This is a genomic window from Agromyces sp. Root81 (assembly GCF_001429165.1).
In the GTDB taxonomy this organism is placed as follows: domain Bacteria; phylum Actinomycetota; class Actinomycetes; order Actinomycetales; family Microbacteriaceae; genus Agromyces.
Window position 1 is genome coordinate 1840406 of the sequence record NZ_LMIR01000002.1, and the last position, 22724, is coordinate 1863129.

27 protein-coding genes and 1 tRNA gene are annotated in these 22724 nt (G+C 69.8%); 15 read left to right on the forward strand and 13 right to left on the reverse strand.

Annotation, left to right across the window (positions count from 1 at the left end; all coding sequences use genetic code 11):
• Positions 1–109: 109 nt before the first annotated feature.
• Both ASE14_RS21010 and ASE14_RS13735 read left to right on the forward strand, forming a co-directional pair.
• On the forward strand, positions 110–274 hold the full coding sequence (locus ASE14_RS21010) for a hypothetical protein (RefSeq protein ID WP_200953330.1): 165 nt from the start codon (positions 110–112) through the stop codon (positions 272–274).
• Between the two features lie 74 nt (positions 275–348).
• Positions 349–741, forward strand: coding sequence for a hypothetical protein (locus ASE14_RS13735; protein WP_235511383.1), 393 nt, complete (start codon positions 349–351; stop codon positions 739–741).
• Between the two features lie 4 nt (positions 742–745).
• On the opposite strand, the gene ASE14_RS13740 is transcribed toward ASE14_RS13735, so the two are convergent.
• Positions 746–1069 (reverse strand): hypothetical protein, encoded by a 324-nt coding sequence (locus ASE14_RS13740; RefSeq protein WP_056655475.1) that lies wholly within the window; start codon positions 1067–1069, stop codon positions 746–748.
• Positions 1070–1208: 139 nt separating this feature from the next.
• Between ASE14_RS13740 and ASE14_RS13745 the strand changes: the two genes are divergently transcribed.
• From ASE14_RS13745 to ASE14_RS13765, 5 genes are all read left to right on the forward strand, one after another.
• Positions 1209–1427 carry a hypothetical protein gene (locus tag ASE14_RS13745; RefSeq protein WP_056655478.1) on the forward strand — a complete coding sequence of 73 codons (219 nt, stop codon included), beginning with the start codon at positions 1209–1211 and terminating at the stop codon, positions 1425–1427.
• Between the two features lie 89 nt (positions 1428–1516).
• Positions 1517–1915 (forward strand): MmcQ/YjbR family DNA-binding protein, encoded by a 399-nt coding sequence (locus ASE14_RS13750; protein ID WP_162257742.1) that lies wholly within the window; start codon positions 1517–1519, stop codon positions 1913–1915.
• Positions 1916–2039: 124 nt separating this feature from the next.
• Positions 2040–2112: transfer RNA gene (locus ASE14_RS13755), tRNA-Arg, on the forward strand.
• A gap of 250 nt (positions 2113–2362) precedes the next feature.
• Entirely contained in the window at positions 2363–3841 is a 1479-nt protein-coding gene (locus ASE14_RS13760) for a DUF998 domain-containing protein (protein WP_056655482.1), read from the forward strand.
• On the forward strand, positions 3804–4097 hold the full coding sequence (locus ASE14_RS13765) for a GNAT family N-acetyltransferase (RefSeq protein ID WP_056655485.1): 294 nt from the start codon (positions 3804–3806) through the stop codon (positions 4095–4097). Before ASE14_RS13760 ends, ASE14_RS13765 begins: the two co-directional genes overlap by 38 nt.
• 308 nt (positions 4098–4405) lie before the next feature.
• Here ASE14_RS13765 and ASE14_RS13770 read toward each other — a convergent pair whose 3' ends face one another.
• From ASE14_RS13770 to upp, 5 genes are all read right to left on the reverse strand, one after another.
• Positions 4406–5761, reverse strand: coding sequence for a M20/M25/M40 family metallo-hydrolase (locus tag ASE14_RS13770; RefSeq protein WP_056655488.1), 1356 nt, complete (start codon positions 5759–5761; stop codon positions 4406–4408).
• 78 nt (positions 5762–5839) lie between these two features.
• A complete protein-coding gene (locus ASE14_RS13775) occupies positions 5840–7291 on the reverse strand; it encodes an anaerobic C4-dicarboxylate transporter family protein (RefSeq protein ID WP_056655490.1) in 1452 nt (483 codons plus the stop codon).
• Positions 7292–7399: 108 nt separating this feature from the next.
• Complete coding sequence (locus ASE14_RS13780) at positions 7400–7843, reverse strand: MarR family winged helix-turn-helix transcriptional regulator (protein WP_056655493.1); 444 nt, start codon at positions 7841–7843, stop codon at positions 7400–7402.
• A 311-nt stretch (positions 7844–8154) separates the two neighbouring features.
• Positions 8155–8958: a winged helix-turn-helix domain-containing protein gene (locus tag ASE14_RS13785; RefSeq protein ID WP_056655496.1), complete on the reverse strand. Its 804-nt coding sequence runs from the start codon at positions 8956–8958 to the stop codon at positions 8155–8157.
• A 500-nt stretch (positions 8959–9458) separates the two neighbouring features.
• The gene (upp, locus tag ASE14_RS13790) at positions 9459–10094 is read right to left on the reverse strand and encodes a uracil phosphoribosyltransferase (RefSeq protein WP_056655499.1); all 636 of its coding nucleotides are present in this window, start codon (positions 10092–10094) and stop codon (positions 9459–9461) included.
• Between the two features lie 44 nt (positions 10095–10138).
• On the opposite strand from upp, the gene tadA reads away from it, so the two are divergent.
• Complete coding sequence (tadA, locus tag ASE14_RS13795) at positions 10139–10606, forward strand: tRNA adenosine(34) deaminase TadA (protein WP_255356087.1); 468 nt, start codon at positions 10139–10141, stop codon at positions 10604–10606.
• Here the strand turns inward: tadA and ASE14_RS13800 are convergent.
• Entirely contained in the window at positions 10593–11213 is a 621-nt protein-coding gene (locus ASE14_RS13800) for a TetR family transcriptional regulator (protein WP_056655501.1), read from the reverse strand. The two genes, tadA and ASE14_RS13800, sit on opposite strands and share 14 nt — an antisense overlap.
• Positions 11214–11328: 115 nt before the next feature.
• Here ASE14_RS13800 and ASE14_RS13805 point away from each other — a divergent pair, with 115 nt between their 5' ends.
• Positions 11329–12114, forward strand: coding sequence for an SDR family NAD(P)-dependent oxidoreductase (locus ASE14_RS13805; protein ID WP_056655505.1), 786 nt, complete (start codon positions 11329–11331; stop codon positions 12112–12114).
• Positions 12115–12324: 210 nt separating this feature from the next.
• Here the strand turns inward: ASE14_RS13805 and ASE14_RS13810 are convergent, their stop codons facing one another.
• A complete protein-coding gene (locus tag ASE14_RS13810; RefSeq protein WP_056655508.1) occupies positions 12325–13287 on the reverse strand; it encodes a cation diffusion facilitator family transporter in 963 nt (320 codons plus the stop codon).
• 79 nt (positions 13288–13366) lie between these two features.
• Between ASE14_RS13810 and proC the strand changes: the two genes are divergently transcribed.
• Positions 13367–14218, forward strand: a complete 852-nt coding sequence (proC, locus tag ASE14_RS13815; RefSeq protein WP_056655511.1) for a pyrroline-5-carboxylate reductase — start codon at positions 13367–13369, stop codon at positions 14216–14218.
• Positions 14219–14228: 10 nt separating this feature from the next.
• Here proC and ASE14_RS13820 read toward each other — a convergent pair whose 3' ends face one another.
• Both ASE14_RS13820 and rlmC read right to left on the reverse strand, forming a co-directional pair.
• On the reverse strand, positions 14229–14480 hold the full coding sequence (locus tag ASE14_RS13820; protein ID WP_056655514.1) for a hypothetical protein: 252 nt from the start codon (positions 14478–14480) through the stop codon (positions 14229–14231).
• 100 nt (positions 14481–14580) lie between these two features.
• On the reverse strand, positions 14581–15705 hold the full coding sequence (rlmC, locus tag ASE14_RS13825; protein ID WP_056655517.1) for a 23S rRNA (uracil(747)-C(5))-methyltransferase RlmC: 1125 nt from the start codon (positions 15703–15705) through the stop codon (positions 14581–14583).
• 33 nt (positions 15706–15738) lie between these two features.
• On the opposite strand from rlmC, the gene ASE14_RS13830 reads away from it, so the two are divergent.
• From ASE14_RS13830 to ASE14_RS13840, 3 genes are all read left to right on the forward strand, one after another.
• The gene (locus ASE14_RS13830) at positions 15739–16314 is read left to right on the forward strand and encodes a DUF402 domain-containing protein (RefSeq protein ID WP_162257743.1); all 576 of its coding nucleotides are present in this window, start codon (positions 15739–15741) and stop codon (positions 16312–16314) included.
• A 92-nt stretch (positions 16315–16406) separates the two neighbouring features.
• Positions 16407–16991 (forward strand): hypothetical protein, encoded by a 585-nt coding sequence (locus ASE14_RS13835; RefSeq protein WP_056655520.1) that lies wholly within the window; start codon positions 16407–16409, stop codon positions 16989–16991.
• Positions 16991–17554 carry an RNA polymerase sigma factor gene (locus tag ASE14_RS13840; RefSeq protein ID WP_082600700.1) on the forward strand — a complete coding sequence of 188 codons (564 nt, stop codon included), beginning with the start codon at positions 16991–16993 and terminating at the stop codon, positions 17552–17554. Before ASE14_RS13835 ends, ASE14_RS13840 begins: the two co-directional genes overlap by 1 nt.
• A gap of 18 nt (positions 17555–17572) precedes the next feature.
• Here the strand turns inward: ASE14_RS13840 and ASE14_RS21255 are convergent, their stop codons facing one another.
• On the reverse strand, positions 17573–17767 hold the full coding sequence (locus ASE14_RS21255; protein ID WP_369816499.1) for a hypothetical protein: 195 nt from the start codon (positions 17765–17767) through the stop codon (positions 17573–17575).
• Between ASE14_RS21255 and ASE14_RS21260 the strand changes: the two genes are divergently transcribed.
• Both ASE14_RS21260 and ASE14_RS13850 read left to right on the forward strand, forming a co-directional pair.
• On the forward strand, positions 17690–17878 hold the full coding sequence (locus ASE14_RS21260; protein WP_235511422.1) for a hypothetical protein: 189 nt from the start codon (positions 17690–17692) through the stop codon (positions 17876–17878). The two genes, ASE14_RS21255 and ASE14_RS21260, sit on opposite strands and share 78 nt — an antisense overlap.
• Positions 17879–18029: 151 nt before the next feature.
• A complete protein-coding gene (locus ASE14_RS13850; protein WP_056655527.1) occupies positions 18030–19517 on the forward strand; it encodes an HNH endonuclease signature motif containing protein in 1488 nt (495 codons plus the stop codon).
• Positions 19518–19519: 2 nt separating this feature from the next.
• On the opposite strand, the gene ASE14_RS13855 is transcribed toward ASE14_RS13850, so the two are convergent.
• Together ASE14_RS13855 and ASE14_RS13860 are read right to left on the reverse strand one after the other, a co-directional pair.
• The gene (locus ASE14_RS13855) at positions 19520–20230 is read right to left on the reverse strand and encodes a response regulator (protein ID WP_056655531.1); all 711 of its coding nucleotides are present in this window, start codon (positions 20228–20230) and stop codon (positions 19520–19522) included.
• On the reverse strand, positions 20227–22719 hold the full coding sequence (locus tag ASE14_RS13860; protein WP_056655534.1) for an ATP-binding protein: 2493 nt from the start codon (positions 22717–22719) through the stop codon (positions 20227–20229). Before ASE14_RS13860 ends, ASE14_RS13855 begins: the two co-directional genes overlap by 4 nt.
• Between the last annotated feature and the right edge of the window lie 5 nt (positions 22720–22724).

A 22724-nucleotide genomic window follows, 5' to 3' on the forward strand; every position in this document is an offset into this window, starting at 1 on the left:
AATAGCGTCGAGGAACGAGGCGTACCCCCGCTTCGAGGTTCTGCCCGTCGGGCCCGAACCACTCGCCGCACTCGTCGACCACGAGGGCGGACCACCTGAAGGAGAGATCATGAACATCCTCGTCGCCATCATCGCCATCGCCGCAGTCGTACTGCTCATCACCGGTGGCATCGTCCCCGCCCTGAACTTCCTGATCTGGGTCGGCATCGCGCTGGCGGTCATCGCGGTCATCGTGTTCCTCGTTCGCTACATCGGCGGGAACCGGACGGTCTGACCCGCGGAGCACCTCACCGGAACGGGCGGCCTTCGGGTCGCCCGTTCCGCGTGCCGGAGCCGTATGCTGAGGCCGTGGGAACCCTGTACTACGGCGACTCCGGCACCCCGATCGGCATCGAGGACCGCGCACTCGCCCACCTGAAGGTCGCCATCACGACGAAGCTCCGCCGGGGCGAGTCCTTCACGCTGTCGTGGCAGCACGCCGACGACCAGCCGCGCGGCCGGAGCACGCTCTGGCTGCACCCCAGCATTCCGCTGCGTTTCGTCTTCGACGAACCGGAGGCGCCCGAGCTCAGCCGGCAGTGGATCGAGGACCTGATGCGGTCGGCGAACAGCACGGGCGGCATCGGGCTCGTGCCGGAGCACCTCGACACCGATCCGATCCCGACGATGCCCGACCAGCCGGTGCAGGTCGGCGTCGACGTGCAGGAGGTCGAGGCCGGCAGCGAGACGCAGCCGGCCTGAGCCGCTACTCGCCCTCGAACTGCTCGTTCTCGGTCGGTTCGGGCACGGAGACCAGTCCGGCGGTGCTGTTGGCGGAGAGCAGCATCTGCTCGACCCAGAGCCGGTTCAGCGTCGGCGGCCGATTGCCGCTGAAGACGAACTGCAGCGGCACTGATTCGTGCAGCCACATCGTCGTGCGGCCGCTGCCGTTCTCGACCCCGTGCTCCCAGGTCATCGCGAAGCTCTCGGAGCGGCGGAGCTTGTTCAGGATCGCCACGCGCAGGTGGGCGAGGGTGCGATCGTCGATCTCGATCTCACGCGGTGACGAGTTGTAGATGAACTTGCCCATGCCCGCACTCTAGCCTGCGCAGGGGCGCGAGACGATGACCGCGAATGCCTCGCCCACCGGTCTCGTGGAGGACCGTTCGTCCGAGAAGGCCCGCCGGCGGCGGCGGAGTGGATCTACGCTGAACGAGAGGGGGCTCACGATGAACGATCGACTCGAACACGCTCTGGAACACGAGATCGAGCGCTGGTGGCCGCAGCTCTCGATCGACGCGAAGCACCGTATGCTCGCCGACCTCGAGGCCGAACTCGACCCGCTCACGTGCGCCGAGATCGAGTCGCTTGTGGGGGCTCCGGCGCCGACCAGTCTCACCGCGGCCGAACGCATGTTCATCGTCACGCAGATGGAAGCGGTCGACTGACTCGAGGGATCGCTCAGCCGCGTGCTGCGGTTCCGCAGCGGATGCCACGGCCTCGCGCCGTGTCGGCGGTGCGGCGTAGCGTGGGCGACGTGAAGCACCCCCGAGTCGTGGACCCGTGGCATCCGCTCGTCGAACGCGTGCGCGCCGTGTGCCTCGAGCTGCCCGAGGCCGTCGAAGTCGAGGCGTGGGGTCGGCCGACCTTCCGTGCGGCGAAGCCGATCTTCGTGCACGTGAGCGCCTCGATGGAGCGCCCGCTCTCGATCGTGCTGAAGACCGACCCCGTCGAGCACCTGGCGCTCGTGCAGGACGACCGCTTCTTCGGGCCGCCGTACTACGACCGCGACCACTGGGTCGGGGTCGACCTCGATCGGCCAGAGACCGATTGGGCGCTCATCGCCGAGCTCATCGAGACCTCGTACCGCCAGGTCGCGAACCGCCGGCAGCTCACCGCGCTCGACGCGATGCGGCCGGAGCACGCGGGTCCGTGACCGGCTGCGCACGATCTCCGCGACGAGTCATCGCCGATGGCGACGCTCGATTGGCGAGATCTGAGCGGGTGCGTTAGAGTTACGTGGTTGCCTGATCGCGAAGGAAGCGCAGGCGACATGCCATGCGCCCGTAGCTCAACGGATAGAGCATCTGACTACGGATCAGAAGGTTGGGGGTTCGAATCCCTCCGGGCGCACACTGGTTGAGACAGTAACAGAACGGCCCGCGAAAGCGGGCCGTTCTTGTTTTCCGGTGCGGCGCTTCGAGCGGCGGTCGAGGGTCCGCTGGGGCCCGCTCGCGTCATTGTGCACGAGCTTCGCGGACACCCGCAGTTCGCTGAGAGTCTGCTGGGTATAGGCGTGGGCGACGTGACAGCGGGGTGACTCGGCTGCGCCTCCCCGGTTAGGCTCGCCTCACGTCTGATTCCCGGGATCGAGAGTTCGGATATGAGGGGTGCGTTCGTCGGGGTCGACCCGGCTTCGTTGAATCGGGACATCGCCGTGCGAACACGTGCGGCGGAGACCGTCGCCGCCGAGCGTGAGGGGCACGTTCGGCTCAGAGGGCTGCGCTCGCGACGGCTGGCCTCGCACATGCGGCGGCTTTACGCCGCGCTGATCGCCGTTGCCGTCGCGATCGTGCTGTATCGCGCGCTCGACCCGCGGTACTCGCCGACGAGCGGCACGCACGGGATCGACGTGCTCTGGATGATCCCGGCGCTGGCCGGGGGCGCGGTGGTCGGCGCGTGCCTCATCGTGGCATCGGCCTCGAGTGCCGGGATCGCCGGTCTCGAACAGCTCGGGCTCCCGGCGCTGCCCGTCGAGTCGCGTGCGGTCGCCAACGGACTGACATGGGCCGCGATCGCATTGCTCGCCGTCCACTTCACCTCCTCGGCGTTCGACGTCCTTCCCGGCGGCCACCGACTGGCTGGCGTCCTCCTCGGCGTCCTGTTCGGTGTCGGCACGTTCCGCCTGCACCGTCACGCGATCGAGCACGAGGCGTACCGCACCTTCAATCTCGTGGCCATGCTGCTCGCCGCCGGAAGCCTCGCGAGCATGAGCATCACTCCCACCGGCGACTGGTGGACGCACAACTTCAGCACCCTCGGCACCTCGAACGACCTCGCCGCGGCGTGCTTCAACATCGCGATCATCGTGTCGGGGTTCGGCATGGCGGGCCTCACGGCGCTACTGACCCGTTCGCTCGCCCATGGCCCGTTCGGGCTGCGGCCCGGGGCGCGCACCGTGATGCACGTGCTCATCGCCCTGGTCGGCATCAGTCTCATGGGGGTCGGCCTGGTGCCGATCGACACCGACACCGACCTGCACAACGCCTTCGCGGTCGGAGCCGCCGCGGCGTTCGCCCTGCTGTGCCTCGGCGTGCAGCTCTTCGCGCCGGGCATCCCGCGATGGTTCGCCTGGTTCTCGTATCTCTCCCTCGCCGTCGAGGCGATCGCGATGGTGGCGTACGACCAGTTCGGGGTCTTCAACCTCACCGTGTTCGAACTCGTGGCGTTCACGCTCGTGTTCGCCTGGCTGATCGCGCTCGTCGTCGCGACCGTGCAGGAGCACCGCGATGCGGGAACGGATGCCGCTGCGCCGCCGCGAGGCATCCGTCGCTGCCTGGCCCGGCCGATGACGGCATCGCGTCGGGTGCGGCCCGAACCGCTCGCCTCTATTCGGATCGACCACGGTACGGTCGCGGTCGGTGCCGCCTGTCCGGGTTCGACTGCGCCGGATCGGCGCCGCCGCATCCGCCGCATCCGTCAGGAGGTTCCTCGGCGAACCGTGCGCCTGTCCTCCGTGGCGCCGCCGCAGGGGCCTCCGCGCCGACGGCGAGGTCTGCGTCGATCACGGCGAGGCGGTCGGGGCGGTCGAGTAGAGTCGCGCCATGGCCTCCGACATCGTCGAAATCGTCCGCAACGATGACCGTCACCGTTACGATCTCCGCTTCGACGGAGAGCACGCGGGGTTCGCGCAGTACCGGCTGACGGACGGCGCGATCGTCTTCACCCATACCGTCGTGCTGCCCGAGTTCGAGGGGCGGGGCCTCGGCAGCAAGCTGGCCCGGTTCGTGCTCGACGACGCCGTGTCGCGCGGCGAGCGCATCGTGCCCGAGTGCCCGTTCATCGCCGCCTACCTCCGCAGGCACGACGAGTACGAGGCATCCGTCGACTGGCCCTGATCGACAGGGCGCGGTCCCGCCGTCGTTCGCACGACTCCGGAGTTGGAAGCGTTCTCACCCCCCAATCGGGGCAGTACCGACGATCCATGCGGGCGGATACGATTCGATCAGACCCGAGTCGGACCCGTACCGACCTACTCGCCCTGTACCGGCGAGTCGCGCGACCGACGACCCATCGGCCGCCCGGGACAAGCTCGCCGAGCTCAGTTCGGGTCGCTCGGCGGGAGGGTCTCCTTGGAGACCGCGGTGGGGCGGGAGGTAGGGTTCCCGCCCCACCGTCACGTCCGCCGCGAGACCCCGGATGAAGATCAGGCCTGTTCGGCCGCTGCGAGACCCCGGATGAAGAGGGTCTGTGCCGCGATCATCCGCTCGATCTCACCCGGGTCGACCGACTCGTCGGACGCATGGATGCGCGACTGCGCGGTATCCTCCGCGCCCCAGAGCACGATCGCCGATCCAGGCGCCACCTTCTGCAGCGACGCCACGAGCGGGATCGACGCTCCGCTGCCGATCGACTCGACCGGTGCGCCGTAGGCGGCTTCGAGGGCCTCCTCGGCGGCGACGATCGCCGGGTGCGAGGAGTCCACGGCGAACGGATGCCCCGTCTTCACCTTCTCGACCTCGACCTCGCAGTTCCACGGCCGCTGGGCGCGCAGGTGCGTCATGAGCGCGTCGAGCTGCGCGTCGGCGTCGGTACCCGGCACGATGCGCATCGAGAGCTTCGCGGTGACCGAGGGCAGCAGCACGTTGGACGCCTCGGTGGTGTTCGGCAGGTCCATGCCGAGCACCGTCACCGACGGCTTCGCCCAGATGCGGTCGGAGAGCGACCCGGTGCCGAGGAACTCGACGCCGGGCAGGATGGCCGAGCCCTCGCGGTAGACGTCCTCCTCCATGTCGGCGCCGCTCCACTGCCCGCTGTCGACGCCGGGGATCACGGTGTCGCCGTGCTCGTCGTGGAGGCTGTCGAGGATGCGGATCATCGCCGTCATGGCGTCTGGGGCCGCGCCGCCGAACATGCCGGAGTGCACGGGGTTGGCGAGGGTCCGCACGGTGACCGTGCACGCGACATCCCCTCGCAGCGCGGTCGTGAGGCCGGGCCGGCCGACGCGCTGCGGGCCGATGTCGGCGATGACGTAGGCGTCGGCGGCGAAGAGCTCGGGGTTCGCCTCGACGAACGCCTCGAGGTGCGAGATCGTCTCCTCCTCGCCCTCGACGAGGATCTTCACGCGGCACGGCCGGTCGGGGCCGAGGAGCTTCAGGGTGCCGTAGTGGATGACGAGCCCCGACTTGTCGTCGGCGGCTCCGCGACCGTAGATGCGGCCGTCGTCCTTCGTCACGGGTTCGAACGGCTCGGTCGACCAGCCTTGGCTCTCCGCCGCGGGCTGCACGTCGTAGTGGGCGTAGAGCAGCACGGTCGGCGACCCCTCTGGGCCGGGAAGATCCGCGTAGACGCACGGGTAGCCGTCGGGCACGTCGAGCAGCTTCACGCCCGATGCACCGGCGGCTTCGAAGAGTTCGACGACCGCCGCCCCCATGCGGTGCACGGGCTCGGGGTCGAACCCCGGGAACGCGACGGACGGGATGCGCACGAGCGTCTCGAGGCGTTCGAGCACCTCGGGCATGAGCTGGGCGGCGGCGGACTTCGTGTCACCGGCGTCGGTCATGGGTTCCTCCTTGGCTGGATGATGGGGACGCGTTCGAGCCCCGAGTCGGGGCGTTCGGCCGTTGGACTCGGCCGGCGCTCACGCCGGGACGACGAGCTGGATCAGGAGGCCTGCCCCGACGACGGCGACCCACGACACGAGCATGGGGATCGTGAACGAGTGCCAGACGGGCACCTGGGTCAGCTTCGTCGACCCGGTGAGGTCGGTCTCGACGGCGGCGATCTGCGAGCCGTTGGCCGGGAAGAGCCAGACGCCGATGAGCGACGGCCACATCGCCGTGATGATGCCCGGGGCGAGACCGGCGGCGAGGGCGATCGGGATCATCGTGTTCGTCGTCGCCGACTGGCTCGTGGTGAGGCCGCAGACGATGAACAGCGCGACGGCCAGCAGGAGCGGGTTCGACTCGATCATCGCGCCGAGCGGTTCGATGATCGTCTCCTCATTGGCGGAGATGAAGGTGTCGGCCATCCAGGCGATGCCGAACAGCGCCACCGCGGCGACGAAGCCGGCCCGCAGCAGCGGCTGCTCCACCACCGACGACGGCTTCACCTTGCGCACCAGGATGATGACGAGCGCGACCGTGAACATCACCATCTCGATGATCGTCGACATGCCGAGCGGCACGAGTTCGCCGGCCTCGTCGGGGAACGCCGGGCGGAGGCCAGGGAAGAGCCCGAGGAGCACGATCAGCAGGGTGCCGGTGACGAAGATCCACGCGGCGGTCGCGCCGCCCGGCGGCACCGGGTGCTCGATGCGTGCGGGCGGCATGTCTGCCGCCGCGACATCCGAGCCGCCGGTCGCCGTGGCAGTGGCGGTGGCGGTTCCGCCCGCCGTCACCGGTGCCCCGCCGACCTTGGCCTCGTAGCGGGCCTTCAGCGCGGCCGGCACCTCGACGGTGCCGTCGGCGACGCGCTTCAGGAACACCGGGTCGTCGAGCAGGTCCTTGCCGACGCGCTGCTGCACGAGGGAGGTGGCGATGCAGGCGATGAGCGCCGCCGGCACCGTGATGAGGAGGATCTGCGGCAGCCCGTAGCCGGTTCCGTCCATGAGCACGAGGTAGGCCGCCATCGCCGCCGAAACCGGACTCGCCGTGATGCCGAGGCCCGAGGTGACGGTGGACGCCGCGAGCGCCCGCTCGGGACGCTGCCCGTTGCGGTACGCGGTCTCGTAGATCACCGGGATGAGGGCGAAGAAGATGTTCGAGGTGCCGGAGAGCACCGTGAACACGAACGCCACGATCGGGGCGACGTAGGTGAGCCGCTTCGGATTGCGCTGGATGATCTTCGACGCGATCGACACGAGGTAGTCGATGCCGCCGGCCGCCTGCATCGCCGACGACGCCGTGATCACCGCGATGATGATGAAGAACGCGTCGATCGGGATGGCGCCCGGCGGGAGCTGGAAGACGAACACGAGGATCACCGTGCCGACGACGCCCCAGAGGCCCAGGCCGATGCCGCCGGTCCGGACGCCGAGCACGATCGCGCCGATGACGATGCAGGCTTGCAGGATGACGAGCACGATGTCCATGATTTCCCCCCGGGGACCCAGACCCACTGTCTGAGCTGAGAGTAACGCCGTGGAGAGCCGTGCGTCTATACCGAGTTTCGCCGCGGGATTCCGCGGCTCACGAGGGCGCTAGGCCTGGTTGAGTTCCGGGCGCAGGCGATTGCAGAGATCGGCGAGCGTGTGGAGCTCCTCATCGGAGAGGGAGTCGCCGAACTGCCGGTTGATCGCGTCCATGTGGGTCATCGCGACGCGACGGAAGAGGTCGAACCCCTCGTCGGTGATCGCGACGATCGTGCCGCGTCCGTCGTGCGGATCGTGCAGCTTCGCGACGAGGCCGCGCGAGGTGAGCCGATCGACCAGCCGGCTCACGCTCGGCTGGGTGATGAGCACGTTGCGGTTGAGGTCTTTGAGGCGCAGGCGCCGACCCGGGGCGCGCGTGATGTTGAACAACACGTCGTACTCGTTGAGCGAGATGACGTCGCTCGGGAACTCGGCCGCGAGCGCGCGCATGATCGTGACTTGCGCACGGAACAGCGATTCCCATGCGGCGACGGTGATCGCGCGATCTGCCATGCGGTTCCCTTCGACGTGTGGACTCATCCCACAATAGGGAACTGCGGCAGGATTCGGTGGGGGGCCGGGAGGAATCGGTTGAGGGCCGGTCGGAGAGGCTGACGGCGCTGGGCGCTGCCCCTCGAGCGTCACGGGGAGGAATCGGTTGAGGGCCGGTCGTAGAGGCTGACGACCGGCCCTCTCCCTTGCACCAAGAGTGTCCTGCAATCACATTCCGCGCCGTCTGCCACAGCAAACAGGCGGCGCACTTCCGAATATATAACGGATCGGTAACAGGCGCTAGTTATCGTTCCGTTATTTTTCGAGCGGCTTCAGTACAGGTCAGGGGAGGGCGTCGACGCCTGGCGGATCGAGACATCCGCGTGACGGTCGAAGCGGTAGCCGACGCCGCGCACGGTGCGCACGATGTCCTGGTAGTGGGCGAGCTTCGAGCGCAGGCGACGCACGTGCACGTCGATCGTGCGCTCGCTCGGCGCCTCGTCGTCGGCATCCCACAGGTTGTCGATGAGCTCGTGGCGGTCGATCGTGCGGCCCTCGCGCAGCACGAGGTATTGCAGCAGCTCGAACTCCTTGTACGTGAGGCCGGCAGGCTCGCCGTCGAGCAGCACGCGCTTGCGGGAGATGTCGATGATCACGCCGTTGGGGTGACGGTCGGCGTCGTCGCGGGTGCCGTTGCCCTCGCGCTGCTTCGCGAGCGCCGAGGGGTCCTGCAGGGCGAGTCGCACGACGTCGACGTCGCGGCCGCCGGCGCCTTCGGGGGCGAGGGCCACGGCGGCGTACGTCTCGGCAGAGGGGGAGACCTCGGCGGTGAGCGTGCGGAGCGCCTCGACGATGCGGTGCAGGGTCGTGCCGTCGGCGAGGGCCTTGGCCTCGTCGATGCCGACGTAGAGCACGAAGCCGCGCGCCTCGGTGCCTTCCGGTACGGCGCGGACTCGAGGAGCGGGAGCGGCGGTCGCGGCCTCCGCCGCCGGGGCGGTGTGTACGGCCGCGGGGACGGAGCGGAGCGGGGCCGAGCGGAGCGGAGCGGCCGGCGACACGTGCGACTGGGCGGGCAGCGACGGGGCGATGCGGGCCTGGACGGTGCGGACGGGAGCGGGTGCGAATGCGAGAGACATGACGGAGGATCCTTGCGTGAAGGGTGCAGCGACGGACCCCTGATGGCGGGGTCGGAGCGAATGGCCGTGCGGCCGGGCGAACCCTCGAGATACGGCGGGTTCAGAGGAGTCGGCGTCGATCTGGATGCGGATCGGCTGCGGAACTCGGCGGTCGGGTCGCGGTCAGCGGCACATTCGACAACACATGGGTGCACGCGCCGGCATCATCATGCCGGTCGTCCTGAGAGCGCCGAGGGCGGTCAGGTTGCGTGCGGTGTCAGTCATGAGCGTCAGTCAAACCGATGACCGAGCATGTGTCAATTCGTGACGATCTCTGACCGGGGTGTTTGTCGCACGCGGTGCGCGTTGCTGCGAGGCATCCGGCAGGATCAGTCAGCCCGTCGAGATGCGTGCAAGATTCTGCGATTGATTCGCAGATCAAGAAATCTTCCGCGTCGGATTCTCGCCCCGGCGTGTCGGGGCTCGAAGATCCTTCGGCGAGGGAGGCGGCGGGTGGGTGCTTATACCGTGCCGTACAGGCGGTCGCCCGCGTCGCCGAGGCCGGGCACGATGTAGCCCAGCTCGTTGAGGCGCTCGTCGACGGCGCCGAGCACGACGGTGACCTCGCCACGGCCCTCCATGGCCTGCTCGACCGCCGCGAGCCCCTCGGGCGCGGCGAGGATGCAGATCGCGGTGACATCCGTCGCCCCGCGCTTCAGCAGGAACTCGATCGCGGCGATGAGCGAGCCGCCCGTGGCGAGCATCGGGTCGAGCACGAAGCACTGGCGGTCGCTGAGGTCGTCGGGCAGGCGCTCGGCGTACGTCGTGGGCTCGAGCGTCTCTTCATTGCGCGCCATGCCGAGAAAGCCGACCTCGGCGGTCGGCAGGAGCTTCGTCATGCCCTCGAGCATGCCGAGTCCTGCCCGGAGGATCGGCACGATGAGCGGCTTCGGTTCGGCGATGCGCACGCCAGTGGTGGGGGCGACCGGGGTCACGATGTCGACCGGCTCGACCCGCACGCCGCGCGTGCCCTCGTAGGCGAGCAACGTCATCAGCTCTTCGACGAGTGACCGGAACACGGGCGACGGGGTGGTCACGTCGCGGAGCACCGTCAGCTTGTGGGTGATGAGCGGGTGGTCGGCAACGTGGACTCGCATAGGCTCGAGTCTAGTTCGCAGGGCCGTCGAGCGGAGGGAGTGTCGTGGAGCTGCCGCAGCACCGGGAGTGGATGCGCCTCGCGCTCGCCGAGGCCGCCCAGGCGCCCGCGACGCGCGACGTGCCGGTCGGCGCGATCGTCGTCGACGCCGCCGGCGAGGTCATCGCCGCCCGTCGCAACGAACGCGAGCTGCACGGCGACCCGACCGCCCACGCCGAGCTCCTGGCGCTCCGCTCGGCCGCCGAGGTCACCGGCGACTGGCGGCTCACCGACTGCACCCTCGTCGTCACGCTCGAGCCGTGCGTCATGTGCGCGGGGGCGATCCTCGCGGCGCGCATCCCGACGGTCGTGTTCGGCGCCTGGGACGAGAAGGCGGGGGCTGCCGGCTCCCTCTACGACGTGCTCCGCGATCGGCGGCTGAACCACCGGGTCGAGGTGTTCGCGGGCGTCGAGGCGGATGCCGCGGCGCGACTGCTGCTCGACTTCTTCGAGGATCCGCTCAGACGCTCGTGAGGCCCGCCGAGAGGCGCCGGAAGTTCTGCACGGCGCGCTCGGCCGGTGATCCCGGCCCGAGTTCGGGGTCGTCCGTCTCCGCCCACGCCTCGAGTGCGATCCGGATCGCGTCGGTGGCTGCTGCGGCCACGAGCCGTGCCGTCAGCTCGTCGACCGACGGCCCGCCGAGTTCGAGGATGATGCCCCGAAGCTTCGCCTCGGATTCGCGGTTGACCCGGTACCAGACGTTCATGAGCGCGGGGTCGTCGGCGCCGGCCCGCAGGAGTCCTCGCGTCCAGTGCACGCCCTCCACCTCGGCGTCGGGTGGCGTGAGCGCCTCCGCGATGGCCTGCTCGATCGCGATGAGCGGGTCGACCGAGCGATCGGATGCCGCGAGCCGGGCTCTCCAGTGGTCGGCGCCGACCGTGAGGAGCGGGGCGACGGCGTCCTCCTTGGTGCGGAAGTAGCGGTAGAACGTGCGCAGTGCCACGCCGCCGGCAGCCGCGATCTCCTCCGCGGTCGTCGCGTCGGGGCCGCGGTCGGTGAAGAGGCGGGCGGCGGCGCGGGCGAGCTCGAGCTGGGTCGCGGCCTTGCGGCGTTCGGTCAGCGTCGGGGGTTTCTCGTCCACGTTCGAAGCGTACGCGATGACCGCGTCAACATGGCGCTCATCGCCACACTGGCACAACGTGACAGTGTGGCGTAGCGTGTCCTATATCTTCCCGAACACCGAAAGGTCACCAGTCATGAAGCGTTATGAAGGACGTCGCGCCATCGTCACCGGCGGAGGCTCCGGCATCGGCCAGGCCACCGTGCTCCGCATGCTTGCCGAGGGAGGCAGCGTCGTCGCCGCCGACGTCAGCGAGGCCGGCCTCGCCGACACCGTGACCAAGGCCGGCGACGCCGCCGACCGCCTCACGACCGTCGTCGTGAACATCTCCGACGAGGCATCCGTTCGCGACGGCGTCGCCGCCGCGGTCCAGGCGCTCGGCGGGCTCGACGTGCTCGTCAACGCCGCCGGCATCCTCCGCTCCTCGCACACGCACGAGACCTCGCTCGAGCAGTTCCAGCAGGTCATCAACGTGAACCTCGTCGGCACGTTCCTCATGATCCGCGAAGCGATCCCCGCCCTGCTCGAGGGCGACGACGCGGCGGTCGTGAACTTCAGCTCCACGTCGGCGGCGTTCGCGCACCCCTACATGGCGGCCTACGCGGCCAGCAAGGGCGGCGTGCAGTCGATGACCCACGCGCTCGCGGCGGAGTACGGCAAGCAGGGCATCCGCTTCAACGCGGTGCAGCCTGGCTCGATCTCGTCGGGCATGACCGACGGCAGCGGCGAGAGCAAGCAGAGCCAGGGCCCCGGTCTGCCCGCCGACGCCGACTTCAGCCTCTTCATGAAGCTCACCCCGGCGATCAAGCAGGGCTTCGCGGGCCCCGAGGCCGTCGCCGGCGTTGTCGCGATGCTCGCGAGCGAAGACGGCGCCTTCATCACCGGCACCGAGGTGCGCATCGACGGCGGCACGCACTACTAGTCGGCACGTCAGGCCATCAGGGCGCCGTCCGGAGCATCCGGGCGGCGCCCTCGTGCTGTGCGGACCGTGCGCCGCAGTCTCGGAGAACTGCGCGACGTCGGATCGATCGGCCGCGAGGTCTCCGAACTGCTGCGGATCTCCGAATTCACGTTCGGCAGGGCGTGGGCAGCGCGACGAGGCCGGGCACCAGTGCGGTGCGGCGGGCTCGCGTCACTCGAGGCCCTTGATCACGATCGCGTCGGTGGGCGGTGCGGGCTGGTTCGGCTCGACGTACACGTCGGGCTCGATGTAGATGGCGCGTGCCGACGGCACGGCTTCGCGGATGCGCTGCTCGATCACGTTGGTCGCGGCCGACACCTCGAGCAGGCGCTGGTCGGCGGTGAAGCCGAGCTTGGCGGCGATGAGCAGCTCGTCGGGGCCGAGGTAGAGCGTCTTCATGTGGATGATGCGCTCGGCCTCGGGGCCGGCGAGGATCGCCTGCTCGATGCGGAGCAGGTCGTCGTCGTTGGCGCCCTCGCCCACGAGCAGGGACTTCGTCTCGATGCCGAGCACGACGGCCACGACCACGAGGAGCGTGCCGATCATGAGCGTGCCGATCGCGTCGAACAGGGGGTTGCCGGTGATGACGGTGAGCCCGACCGCGATGAAGGCGAAGACGAGGCCGATGAGGGCCGCGACGTCTTCGAGCAGCACGACGGGCAGCTCGGGCGCCTTCGCCCGGCGAACGAACTGCACCCAGGTCTGACGCCCGCGCACGTGGTTCGACTCCTTGACCGCGGTGCGCAGCGAGAACGACTCGAGCACGATCGCGATCGAGAGCACGAGCAGCGGCAGCCATGCGTTCTCGAGTTCATGCGGGTGCTGCAGCTTGTCGATGCCCTCGTAGATCGAGAAGATGCCACCGACCGAGAACAGGATGATCGAGACGACGAAGGCGTAGACGTACCGCTCGCGGCCGTAGCCGAAGGGGTGCTCCTTGTCGGCGGCCTTCTTCGCCTTGCGGCCGCCGAGGATCAGCAGCAGCTGGTTGCCGGCGTCGGCGACCGAGTGGACGCCCTCGGCGAGCATCGAAGCGGAGCCTGAGACGCCCCACGCGATGAACTTCGTGACGGCGATGCCCGTGTTCGCGAGGAACGCCGCGATGATTGCCTTTGTGCCACCCGATGCGCTCATACAGCAATCCTAAAGTGATGCGTGACGTGAGACAGCCACGCACCTCCACAGCATCCGGCCCCGAATCTAGGATGGTCGCATGAGTGCCGAGGCCACCGTCAGACTGCCCGCGATCGCGTTCCTGGGGGCGGGGTCGATGGCCCGCGCCATCCTCACCGGCCTGTTGCATCCGGGCATCGAGGTCGACGGCGGCATCCGTGCGACGAACCGCAGCGCCGAGAGGGCGGCCGAGCTCGCCGCGCTTCCGGGGGTCGTCGCCTTCGCCACCGAGACGGATGCCGCGGCCAACCGCACGGCCGTCGACGGCGCGAAGATCGTGGTCGTCGCGGTGAAGCCCGCCATGGTGCCTGCGCTCCTCGAGGAGATCGCCGACGCCCTCGCGCCCGGAACGATCGTCGTGAGCGTCGCCGCCGGCGTCACCGTGGCGACCTTCGAGTCGCTCCTGCCGGAGTCGGTCTCGGTGATCCGCTCGATGCCGAATACGCCGGCCGTCGTCGGCCGCGCCGTCACGGGCGTCTCAGCCGGCACGCGTTCGAGCGACGACGACCTCGCGCTCGCCGTGGCCCTCTTCGAGACCGTGGGCGAGGTGCTCGTCGTGCCCGAGGCGCAGATCGACGCGCTCTCGACGATCTCGGGCTCCGGCCCGGCCTACGTCTTCTACCTGATCGAGCAGCTCACGGCGGCGGCGGTCGACAAGGGCTTCACGCCTGAGCAGGCGGCGGTCATGGTCGAGGGCACGTTCCGCGGGGCGAGCGAGCTGCTCGCCGCTTCCGACGACGGACCCGCCGAGCTGCGCCGCCGAGTGACGAGCCCGAAGGGCACGACCGAGCGCGCCGTCGCCGTGCTCGAGGAGGCCGCCCTCAAGCAGACCTTCGACCGCGCCACCGACGCCGCGCTCGCCCGTGCGAGGGAGCTGGCCTCCGGCGCCTGAGCAGCCGGCGCTACAGCGCCGCGTGCATCTCGCGGGATCGCGCCCTGACGAGCGCCTTCGTGAGCCGCACGCTGGCGGCGATCACCAGCACGGCGGCGACGGCGCTGACGCCCATGGTGAGGCCGGCGAGTGCGGCGTCGGGGTGTTCGCGGGTGAGCGTCGGGTCGGTTGCGAGTTCGTGCTCGAAACCGGCCGCAAAGCCGATCATGAACAGCCAGGTCGCGACGACCATCGTTGCGAGGAACGTTGGGATCGTCTTCATGTCGCCTCCTTCGGCGTGACCTGCCAGTATAGCCGACGTGCAGGAAAATGCCTGAACCGGGCCCGTTTCGAAACGCGGCGAAAGCCGGGAGGCCCCGGTCTCAGGCCCGTTCGAGCAGCACCATGACCTCGAAGTGCGTCGTCTGCGGGAACATGTCGAACACCCGGCCGCGCACCGGCCGCAGCGACGGCATCGCCTCGAGGTCGCGCGCGAGCGAGGCCGCGTTGCAGCTCGAATAGAGCACATGACGAACGGCGGATGCCTCGAGCCATCCGCTGAGCTCTCGGCCGATGCCCCGCCGGGGCGGGTTCACGATCACGAGATCGGGAGCCGTCTCGGCGCCCAGGGCGAATGCGGTGGCGTCGCCGGCCTCGAAGCGCACGCGTGAGAGCGCGGCATCCGTTCGGCTGAGCTCGGCGCTCGCGACGGCTTCGACGCTCGTCTCGATGCCGGTGACGGATGCCGCGGCATCCGCGATGTGCAGGGCGAAGCCGCCGACGCCGGAGTAGAGGTCCCACGCCGAGTCGGGCGCGAGGGCGCGCACCCAGTCGCGCGCCTCGACGTAGAGCGCCTCGGCGATCTCGGTGTTCGTCTGGAAGAAGCTCTGCGGGCGCAGGTGCATCGTCACGTCGCCGAGCCGCATCGGCAGCGTCGAGGCCTCGGTGAAGACGATCTCGTGTTCGCCCTCGAGCACGGCCTTGTGCTCGGGCAGCACGTTCGCGGTGACGACGCGGGCGTTCGGCAGCTCGGCGAGGAGCCACGGCAGATGCTTGCGGATGCGGCCGACCGGCTCGGTCGAGCGCACGACGAAGCGGATCATGAGCTCGCCGTCGGGCGACTCGGTGAGGATCAGGTGCTTGAGCTCGCCGGTGCGGCTCGGCACGTCGTACGGCGTGAGGCCGGCGCGCGTGATGAACGCGGCGATCACGGGGAACGCCGCGCGGTGGCCGGGGGAGCAGATGCCGCACGCCTCGAGGTCGATGCCGTGCCCGTCGGCGTCGAGGATCCCGATCGTCGGGGCATCCGTGGTGCCGCCGATCACCATCTTCGCCTTGTTGCGGTAGCCGTCTTCGCGACTGCCGATCGGCGGCAGCCAGTCGAGGCCGTCATGCCTCGCGAGCAGCTCCTCGGCATGCCGCTGCTTGCCCGCGAGCTGCGACGGGTAGGGCTGGCCCATGAGCGAGCACGACAGGCAGCGCCCGGCGTCGAAGTAGGAGCAGTCCACGGGTTCCAGCGTAGGCGCGGATACGGTGGTCGGGTGAGCGACGAAGACCGCACCGGCATCCCTGTCACGTCTGGCGCTCCGCGCGCGCCCGGTGCGCTCGTGCGCGTTCGCGCGACGAAATGGGGCGGCCGGCCGCACTGGGAGTTCGACGGGCGGTGGCTCGGTGCCGACGCGCACGGCGACTGGGTCGGATTCCCCGCGGGCACCCGGTTCGCTCGGCCAGGGCACGCGTTCACCGCGACGTGGGACTCGGTGTCGCTCTTCCCGCGCTCGGGCTGGGCGGCCGCGTTCAACGAGCATCATCCGCGCGGGCTCGGCGTCTACGTCGACCTCGCGACGGTTCCCGAGTGGCGAGCGGATGCCTCCGGCTCGACGGTCTGGACGGTCTCGTACGTGGATCTCGATCTCGATGTCGTCGAGCGCGAAGGGGCGCCGGCCTTCATCGACGATGAGGACGAGTTCGCCGAGCACGCGGTGGAGTTCGGCTATCCGCCCGAGCTGGTGGCGCGGGTGCGAGCCGATGCCGACGCCGTGCTTCGCGCCGTGCAGCGGCGCGAAGCGCCGTTCGACGGGGCGACCGCTGCGGGGTGGCTCGCGCGGCTGGCGTGACACCGGGTTCGCACGGTTGATGGGCGGGAACGTGCACATTCGTGCCGTCCCGGACATGTCTCTTGTGAAGGCCCGACCAGAGATGGAGCCGCATGAGCATCGATGAACGACTGACCCGGAGCGATCCGGCCCTCGTGGGATCACTGTCACTCGACGAGTCGGCCAAGACCCTCGCCCTGCAGATCTCGGCGTCGAGGTCTCGGCGTGGGCGGTGGTTCGCGCCCCTCGCGGTCACGGGCGTGCTCGGGTGCCTCGGACTGGCCGGCGGCGTCGCCGCGGTCGCCGCACCCGACCTCATGCCGTGGGCAGCCCCTGAGTATCACGGCGACCTGAGCTACGAGCGTGTCATCCCGATCGAGACGGGAGAGCTGAGGTGCACCATCGACGTCGGCGCCGAACCCGACCCGAGCACCGCCGGGGCCGACGTCGAGCTGCGATTCAGCGAGGCGCAGGAGTTCCTCGCCGCAGTGGACATCGACGAGCTCGACCGCGGCACGGAGCAGAGCGAGAGCATGTGGGCGCAAGCACGTCTCCGTGAGTCCGCTGAGGTCGACCCTGACGAGCGATACATCATCTCCACGTTCTTCGGTCAGATCCGGGAGGAGTTCGAAGCCCGCGGATTCCTCGGCGCGGGCGTCTCCTTGCAGGCCCAGTACGGCTGCCAGGAGCAGCGGTGATGGCGGCGCGGCGCAGCGTCGACCGGCGGCGCTTGACCCTTCTCCACGAGACCATCGCCCCGGAGTTGCTGCGCTACTTCCTCCGGCGAACGACGGAGCCGGCCGATGCGGCCGACCTCCTCGCCGAAGCGTTTCTCGTCGCGTGGCGGCGGATCAGGGATCTCCCCACCGACGACCATGAGGCGAAGCTCTGGATGTACGGTGTCGCCGGCCGAGTGCACGGCAACTGGGTCCGTGGTCGCCGCCGAGCCGAACGACTGGCAGCCCCGCTCCGCGCGCAGTTGCAGAATGCCGTGGTGCCACCCGTCGATGACGAGGCGCTCGATGTGCGTGCTGCCGTCGCAGCGCTCCCGAACGATCAACGCGAACTGATCATGCTGGTCTATTGGGATGGCTTGCCGGTTCCGGATGCCGCTGCCGCGCTCAGTATCTCGCTCACGACGGCACGAGGAAGAGTTCATCGGGCCAAGCGCGTACTGCGAGGTGCGTTGGCCGACGCGCCGCAGAGCGCCGCAGAATTCGATCGCCCCGGTTCGCCTGCTGCAGTACGCACAGCGGATTGATGACGATCTCTGCCCGAATCAATGAGGTTGTCGTGCGAAGCCCGTGTCGGTCGTCGGTGCAGTGCCGCATCGAAGCCACTTCGCTTCGACGGCAGCGGGGAGATCGACGCCCTGACTTCGGGCCAAGAGGAGAAGGTGGGCGAGAACGTCGGCGCATTCGTTCGCGAATGCCTCGCGCTTCTCGTCACCGCTCAGGCCGCGGTCGCGTCCCATGCCGTTCAGGTCGACGAACGCCTGAGTGAGCTCGCCGACCTCTTCCTGGAGTTTGAGCATGAACCATTCGTCGGTGCGCTGCAGGTCGAACTTCGCAGCGTAGGTGCGTGAGACCGATTCGACCGCTTCTCCGACGGCATGAAGTTCCATGAGCGAGAGAGTAGCGTGTCGACTCGAATCTCTCTTCTATTCTGCGCGAACCGATGCACAATTCTCTCGAACATGTCTTCCATTCCTGACTCATTCCGCGGTAGAATCGGGCATGCCCGAAGCGACCGCAGCGCTCTCCGAACTGAGAGTTGCGTGCGCGGTCGCCGACGAGGTCTGGGCGGGCGCCATGCTGGGGGTTTCGGCAGATCCGGCCGGCGACGTCCGGGTGATGAGCGGCGACGGGTTGGTGCGGGTGACCGAGTCGCTGGCCGAGCTGGCGCGCCGTGTGCAGGCGCTGCAAGCCAAGTGCGCCGCCGAGCTCGCGAGCCGTTCGCGTGGGGGCGGCGATGACGATGTTGCGCGCCGCCACGGCTTCTCCTCGCCTGAGCGACTGATCGCGACGGTCACCGGTGGTCGGTTCAGCGATGCCGCCAAACTCGTGGCCGTGGGCGAGGCGACAGCGCCTCGGGCTTCGTTCACCGGCGAGGTGCTGCCACCCCGGCATCCGCATCTGGCCGCCGGTCTGGAGAGCGGCTCACTGTGCGTCGATGCGGCCGAGACGATCCGCCGGTTCCTCGACGGCATCGCCGTCCGCGCCGACCGAGCCGAACTCGGCGAGGCCGAGCGGTTTCTCGTCGAACGTGCCCCGTTGGTCGGTGTCGACGGGCTCACTCGGCTGGTCAAGCAGCTGCAGGCGCGACTCGACCCCGACGGCGTGAAGCCGCGCGAAGACGAGTTGCGGGCGCACCGTGGGCTGCGCATCTGGGAGGATCGCGCCGGAATGATCCAGCTGCAGGGGGCGTTCGATCCGGCGAGCGGTGCTCCGATCAAGCTCGCCGTCGAGGCGCTCGTCGGTGCAGAGCTGCACCGGGCGCGCGATGCGAAGCGCGGCTTCGGCGGATCGGTCGACGGTGAGCAGGCGCCCGACGGCGGCGAGCCTCACGCAATGGGCGAGCCCGATGCGATCTTCGACGAGCAGCGCACGATCGCGCAGATGAACGCCGACGCCCTCGCCGACATCGCGCGCCTCTCGCTCGGGGCGAAGCAGGCGCCCGCGGCGCTCAGGCAGGCCACCGTGGTCGCGCGCGTCGACGCCGACTCGCTGGCGACCGGTCGCGGGCACGCCACGATCGACGGCATCGATCAGCCGGTGTCGGTCGCGACCGTGCGCGAGCTGGCGATGTCGGCCGGCATCAGCCCGCTGCTGCTCGATCACCGCTCCGAGCCGCTCGAGCTCGGCCGCGCGGTCCGACTCTTCACCACGGCGCAGAAGCTCGCGCTCGTCGAACGTGACGGCGGTTGCGCCTGGCCGGCGTGCAATCGCCCGCCATCGCATACGCAGGCGCATCACATCAGATGGTGGAAGCGTCATCGAGGCCGCACCGACGTCGACAACGGCATCATGTTGTGCTCGCACCATCATCACCGGGTGCACGACGACGGCTGGGTCATCACCGTGCACGACGCGCAGACGTGGTTCACGCCTCCGGCGCACCTCGACCCGCAGCAGCGACCACGCCCCGGCAATCGGCGGCTGTCGTCGGCGTGGATGGAGACAGCCGCGCCCGTCGTGCCCGTCGCTCGAGCCGCTGCGGCCTGAGCTCAGGCTCCGGTGGCTTCGATCGCCCCCGGCTCGAAGCGGTAGCCCATGCCGGGCTCCGTGAGGAAGAACCGCGGCTCCGACGGCGTCGGCTCGAGCTTGCGGCGCAACTGGGCGACGTAGAGACGCAGGTACCCGGCGTCGTTCGCGTGGAACGGGCCCCACACCTCGCTCAGCAGCATCTGGCGGGTGAGGAGCTTGCCCGGGTTCTTGAGGAACAGCTCGAGCAGGCGCCACTCCGTCGGCGTCAGGCGCACGGATGTCGCGTGCCCCGTGGCATCCGTCGACCTGATGGTCTTCGCGGCGAGGTCGACGGTGAGCGAGCCGATCGCGTACGCCGCGGCATCCGCCTCGCCGCTCGTCGACCGGGCGCGGGCGCGGATGCGGGCGAGCAGCTCGTCCATGGCGAAGGGCTTCGTCACGTAGTCGTCGGCGCCGGCATCGAGGGCGTCGACCTTCTCGGCGGAGTCGGTGCGACCCGAGAGCACGAGGATCGGCACCTTCGACCACGCGCGCACAGCCCGGATGACGTCGAGGCCATCGACCTTCGGCATGCCGAGGTCGAGCAGGATCAGGTCGGGGTGCGCGTTCGCGGCCAGGTCGATCGCCTCGGCGCCGTCGCGAGCTGCGACGACCTCGTAGCCGCGCGCGGCGAGCGTGATGCGCAGCGCCCGCTGCAGCTGGTCGTCGTCGTCGGCGAGGAGGATCCTCATCGCAGCTCCTCGGTGATCGGGGCGGACGGCAGGGTGACGACCATGGTCAGGCCGCCGCCGGGCGTGTCCTCGACCTCAAGTGTGCCGTCCATTCCCTCGACGAACCCCTTCGACAGGGCGAGGCCGAGGCCGAGGCCCGTGTCGTTGTCGGTGTCGCCGAGGCGCTGGAACGGCGTGAAGACCTCGTCGCGGCGCTCGACGGGGATGCCGGGGCCGCGGTCGACGACGCGCAGCTCGGTGCGCCCCCGGAACGAGCTCGCGGCGAGGCGCACGCGCTCGCCGTCGGGGCTGTGGCGCACGGCGTTCGCGAGCAGGTTCACGACCACCCGCTGCAGCAGCACGCCGTCGGCGAGCACCGGCGCGAGTTCGTCGGCGAGGTCGAGTTCGACGTCGCCCGGCCCGAGCGCGAGCTCGTCGAGGGCGGGGAAGACGACATCGGCGACCTCGGTGGGGGCGAGGGTCACGGCGAGCGCCCCCGCCTGCACCCGGCTCACGTCGAGCAGGTTGGTGACGAGCTCGGCGAGGGCGTCGAGGCTCTCGGAGGCGGTCGCGAGCAGTTCGTCGCGCTCGGCGGCGGGCAGCTCGACCTCGCGGGAGCGCAGGGCGCTCACCGCGGCCGACGCCGACGTGAGCGGGCGCCGCAGGTCGTGGCCGACGGCGGCGAGCAGTGCCGAGCGCACGCGGTCGGTCTCGACGAGGGCGTCGGCCGCCGAGGCTGCGGTCGCGAGCGCGCCGTGCTCGATCGCGGCGTCCATCTGGGTCGCGATGACCTGCAGCAGGCGGCGTTCGGATGCCTCGAGGTCCTGCCCGTGCAGTTCGAGCACGCCTCGGCTGCCGATGGGGATCTCGGTGACCCGCTCGTCGCGGCTGGGCTCGCCGTCGGCGACCCGGGTCTGGCCGTCGACGAGGAGGCGCACGCCGGTGAGCCCGAACGCCTCACGGGTGCGGGTGACCATCGCCTGCAGGGCGTCCTCGCCTCGGAGCACGCTGCCCGCGAGGGTGGCGAGCAGCTGCGATTCGGCGGCCGCCCGGCGCGCGATGCGCGTGCGGCGAGCGGCCTGGTCGACGACGTAGCTCACGAGCAGGGCGTTCGCGACGTAGAACACGAGGGCGAGGAACTGCCTCGGGTCGCTGATCGTCAGCGTGTAGATCGGTTCGACGAAGAGGAAGTTGAGGGTGAGGCCTGAGAGCACGGCGGCGAACAGGCCCGGCCAGATGCCGCCGATGAGGGCGACGACGATGACGAGCAGCTGATAGGCCAGCACGTCGCTCGTGATCGACGTCTCGGTGTGGAAGGTGACGAGGAGCCAGCTGAGCAGCGGCCCGGCGATGAGCGCCACGGCGAAGCCGACGAGCATGCGCCGGCGGCTGAGTGCCCCGCCGAGCTTCGGAAGGGAGATGCCCGAGCCCGCCGCCGCATGCGTGACGATGTGCACGTCGATGTCGCCCGACTCGCGGATGACCGTCGCGCCGATGCCCGGCCCCGTGAACGCCGCAGCGAGCCGCGAACGGCGGCTGACGCCGATGACGAGCTGCGTGGCGTTCGCCGCGCGCGCGAAGTCGACGAGCGCCTGCGGCACGTCTTCGCCGACGACCTGGTGGAAGGTGCCGCCGAGCTGCTCGACGAGGGTGCGCTGGCGGTCGAGGGCATCCGGATGCCGCGCGCGCATGCCGTCGGGGTTGGTGACGTGCACCGCGATGAGTTCGCCGCCGGAGGATCGCGAGGCGATGCGCGCGCCACGGCGCAGCAGGGTCTCGCCCTCGGGGCCGCCGGTGAGGGCGACGACGACGCGTTCGCGCGCCTCCCACTTGCGGTCGATGCCGTGCTCGACGCGGTAGGCCTTCAGGGCGGAGTCGACCTCGTCGGCGAGCCAGAGCAGGGCGAGCTCGCGGAGGGCGGTGAGGTTGCCGAGGCGGAAGTAGTTCGACAGCGCGGCGTCGATGCGCTCGGCCGGGTAGACGAGGCCGCCCGCGAGTCGGTCGCGCAGCGCCTGCGGGGCGAGGTCGACGACCTCGATCTGGTCGGCCGCGCGCAGCACGGCGTCGGGGATGGTCTCGCGCTGGGCGACGCCGGTGATCTGCTGCACGACGTCGCCGAGCGACTCGATGTGCTGGGTGTTGACCGTGGAGATCACGTCGATGCCGGCGTCGAGCAGCTCGTCGACGTCCTGCCAGCGCTTGGCGTGCCGCGAGCCGGGGGCGTTGGTGTGCGCGAGCTCGTCGACGAGGGCGATCTCGGGCCGGCGCGCGAGCACCGCGTCGAGGTCCATCTCGTCGAGGCCCATGCCGCGGTGCTCGACCACGGTGCGCGGCAGCACCTCGAGTCCGCTGACCATCGACGCCGTCGCCTTGCGCCCGTGCGTCTCGACGAAGGCCACGACGACATCGTGACCATCGCCTCGCAGCCGCCGGCCCTCTTCGAGCATGGAGTAGGTCTTGCCGACGCCGGGAGCGGCGCCGAGCAGGACCCGAAGCCGCCCCCGTTTCATCGTTT

Coding starts and splice junctions, on each gene's coding strand:
- upp (WP_056655499.1), bottom strand. CDS start 10,094: ATGCGAGTCCACGTTGCCGACCACCCGCTCATCACCCACAAGCTGACG.
- ASE14_RS13780 (WP_056655493.1), bottom strand. CDS start 7,843: ATGGCAGATCGCGCGATCACCGTCGCCGCATGGGAATCGCTGTTCCGT.
- ASE14_RS13805 (WP_056655505.1), top strand. CDS start 11,329: ATGAAGCGTTATGAAGGACGTCGCGCCATCGTCACCGGCGGAGGCTCC.
- ASE14_RS13760 (WP_056655482.1), top strand. CDS start 2,363: ATGAGGGGTGCGTTCGTCGGGGTCGACCCGGCTTCGTTGAATCGGGAC.
- ASE14_RS13850 (WP_056655527.1), top strand. CDS start 18,030: ATGCCCGAAGCGACCGCAGCGCTCTCCGAACTGAGAGTTGCGTGCGCG.
- ASE14_RS13840 (WP_082600700.1), top strand. CDS start 16,991: ATGGCGGCGCGGCGCAGCGTCGACCGGCGGCGCTTGACCCTTCTCCAC.
- ASE14_RS21010 (WP_200953330.1), top strand. CDS start 110: ATGAACATCCTCGTCGCCATCATCGCCATCGCCGCAGTCGTACTGCTC.
- ASE14_RS13860 (WP_056655534.1), bottom strand. CDS start 22,719: ATGAAACGGGGGCGGCTTCGGGTCCTGCTCGGCGCCGCTCCCGGCGTC.
- ASE14_RS13820 (WP_056655514.1), bottom strand. CDS start 14,480: ATGAAGACGATCCCAACGTTCCTCGCAACGATGGTCGTCGCGACCTGG.
- ASE14_RS13770 (WP_056655488.1), bottom strand. CDS start 5,761: ATGACCGACGCCGGTGACACGAAGTCCGCCGCCGCCCAGCTCATGCCC.
- ASE14_RS13765 (WP_056655485.1), top strand. CDS start 3,804: ATGGCCTCCGACATCGTCGAAATCGTCCGCAACGATGACCGTCACCGT.
- ASE14_RS21255 (WP_369816499.1), bottom strand. CDS start 17,767: ATGGGACGCGACCGCGGCCTGAGCGGTGACGAGAAGCGCGAGGCATTC.
- proC (WP_056655511.1), top strand. CDS start 13,367: ATGAGTGCCGAGGCCACCGTCAGACTGCCCGCGATCGCGTTCCTGGGG.
- ASE14_RS13775 (WP_056655490.1), bottom strand. CDS start 7,291: ATGGACATCGTGCTCGTCATCCTGCAAGCCTGCATCGTCATCGGCGCG.
- ASE14_RS13855 (WP_056655531.1), bottom strand. CDS start 20,230: ATGAGGATCCTCCTCGCCGACGACGACGACCAGCTGCAGCGGGCGCTG.
- ASE14_RS13785 (WP_056655496.1), bottom strand. CDS start 8,958: ATGTCTCTCGCATTCGCACCCGCTCCCGTCCGCACCGTCCAGGCCCGC.
- ASE14_RS13835 (WP_056655520.1), top strand. CDS start 16,407: ATGAGCATCGATGAACGACTGACCCGGAGCGATCCGGCCCTCGTGGGA.
- ASE14_RS13740 (WP_056655475.1), bottom strand. CDS start 1,069: ATGGGCAAGTTCATCTACAACTCGTCACCGCGTGAGATCGAGATCGAC.
- ASE14_RS13745 (WP_056655478.1), top strand. CDS start 1,209: ATGAACGATCGACTCGAACACGCTCTGGAACACGAGATCGAGCGCTGG.
- ASE14_RS13810 (WP_056655508.1), bottom strand. CDS start 13,287: ATGAGCGCATCGGGTGGCACAAAGGCAATCATCGCGGCGTTCCTCGCG.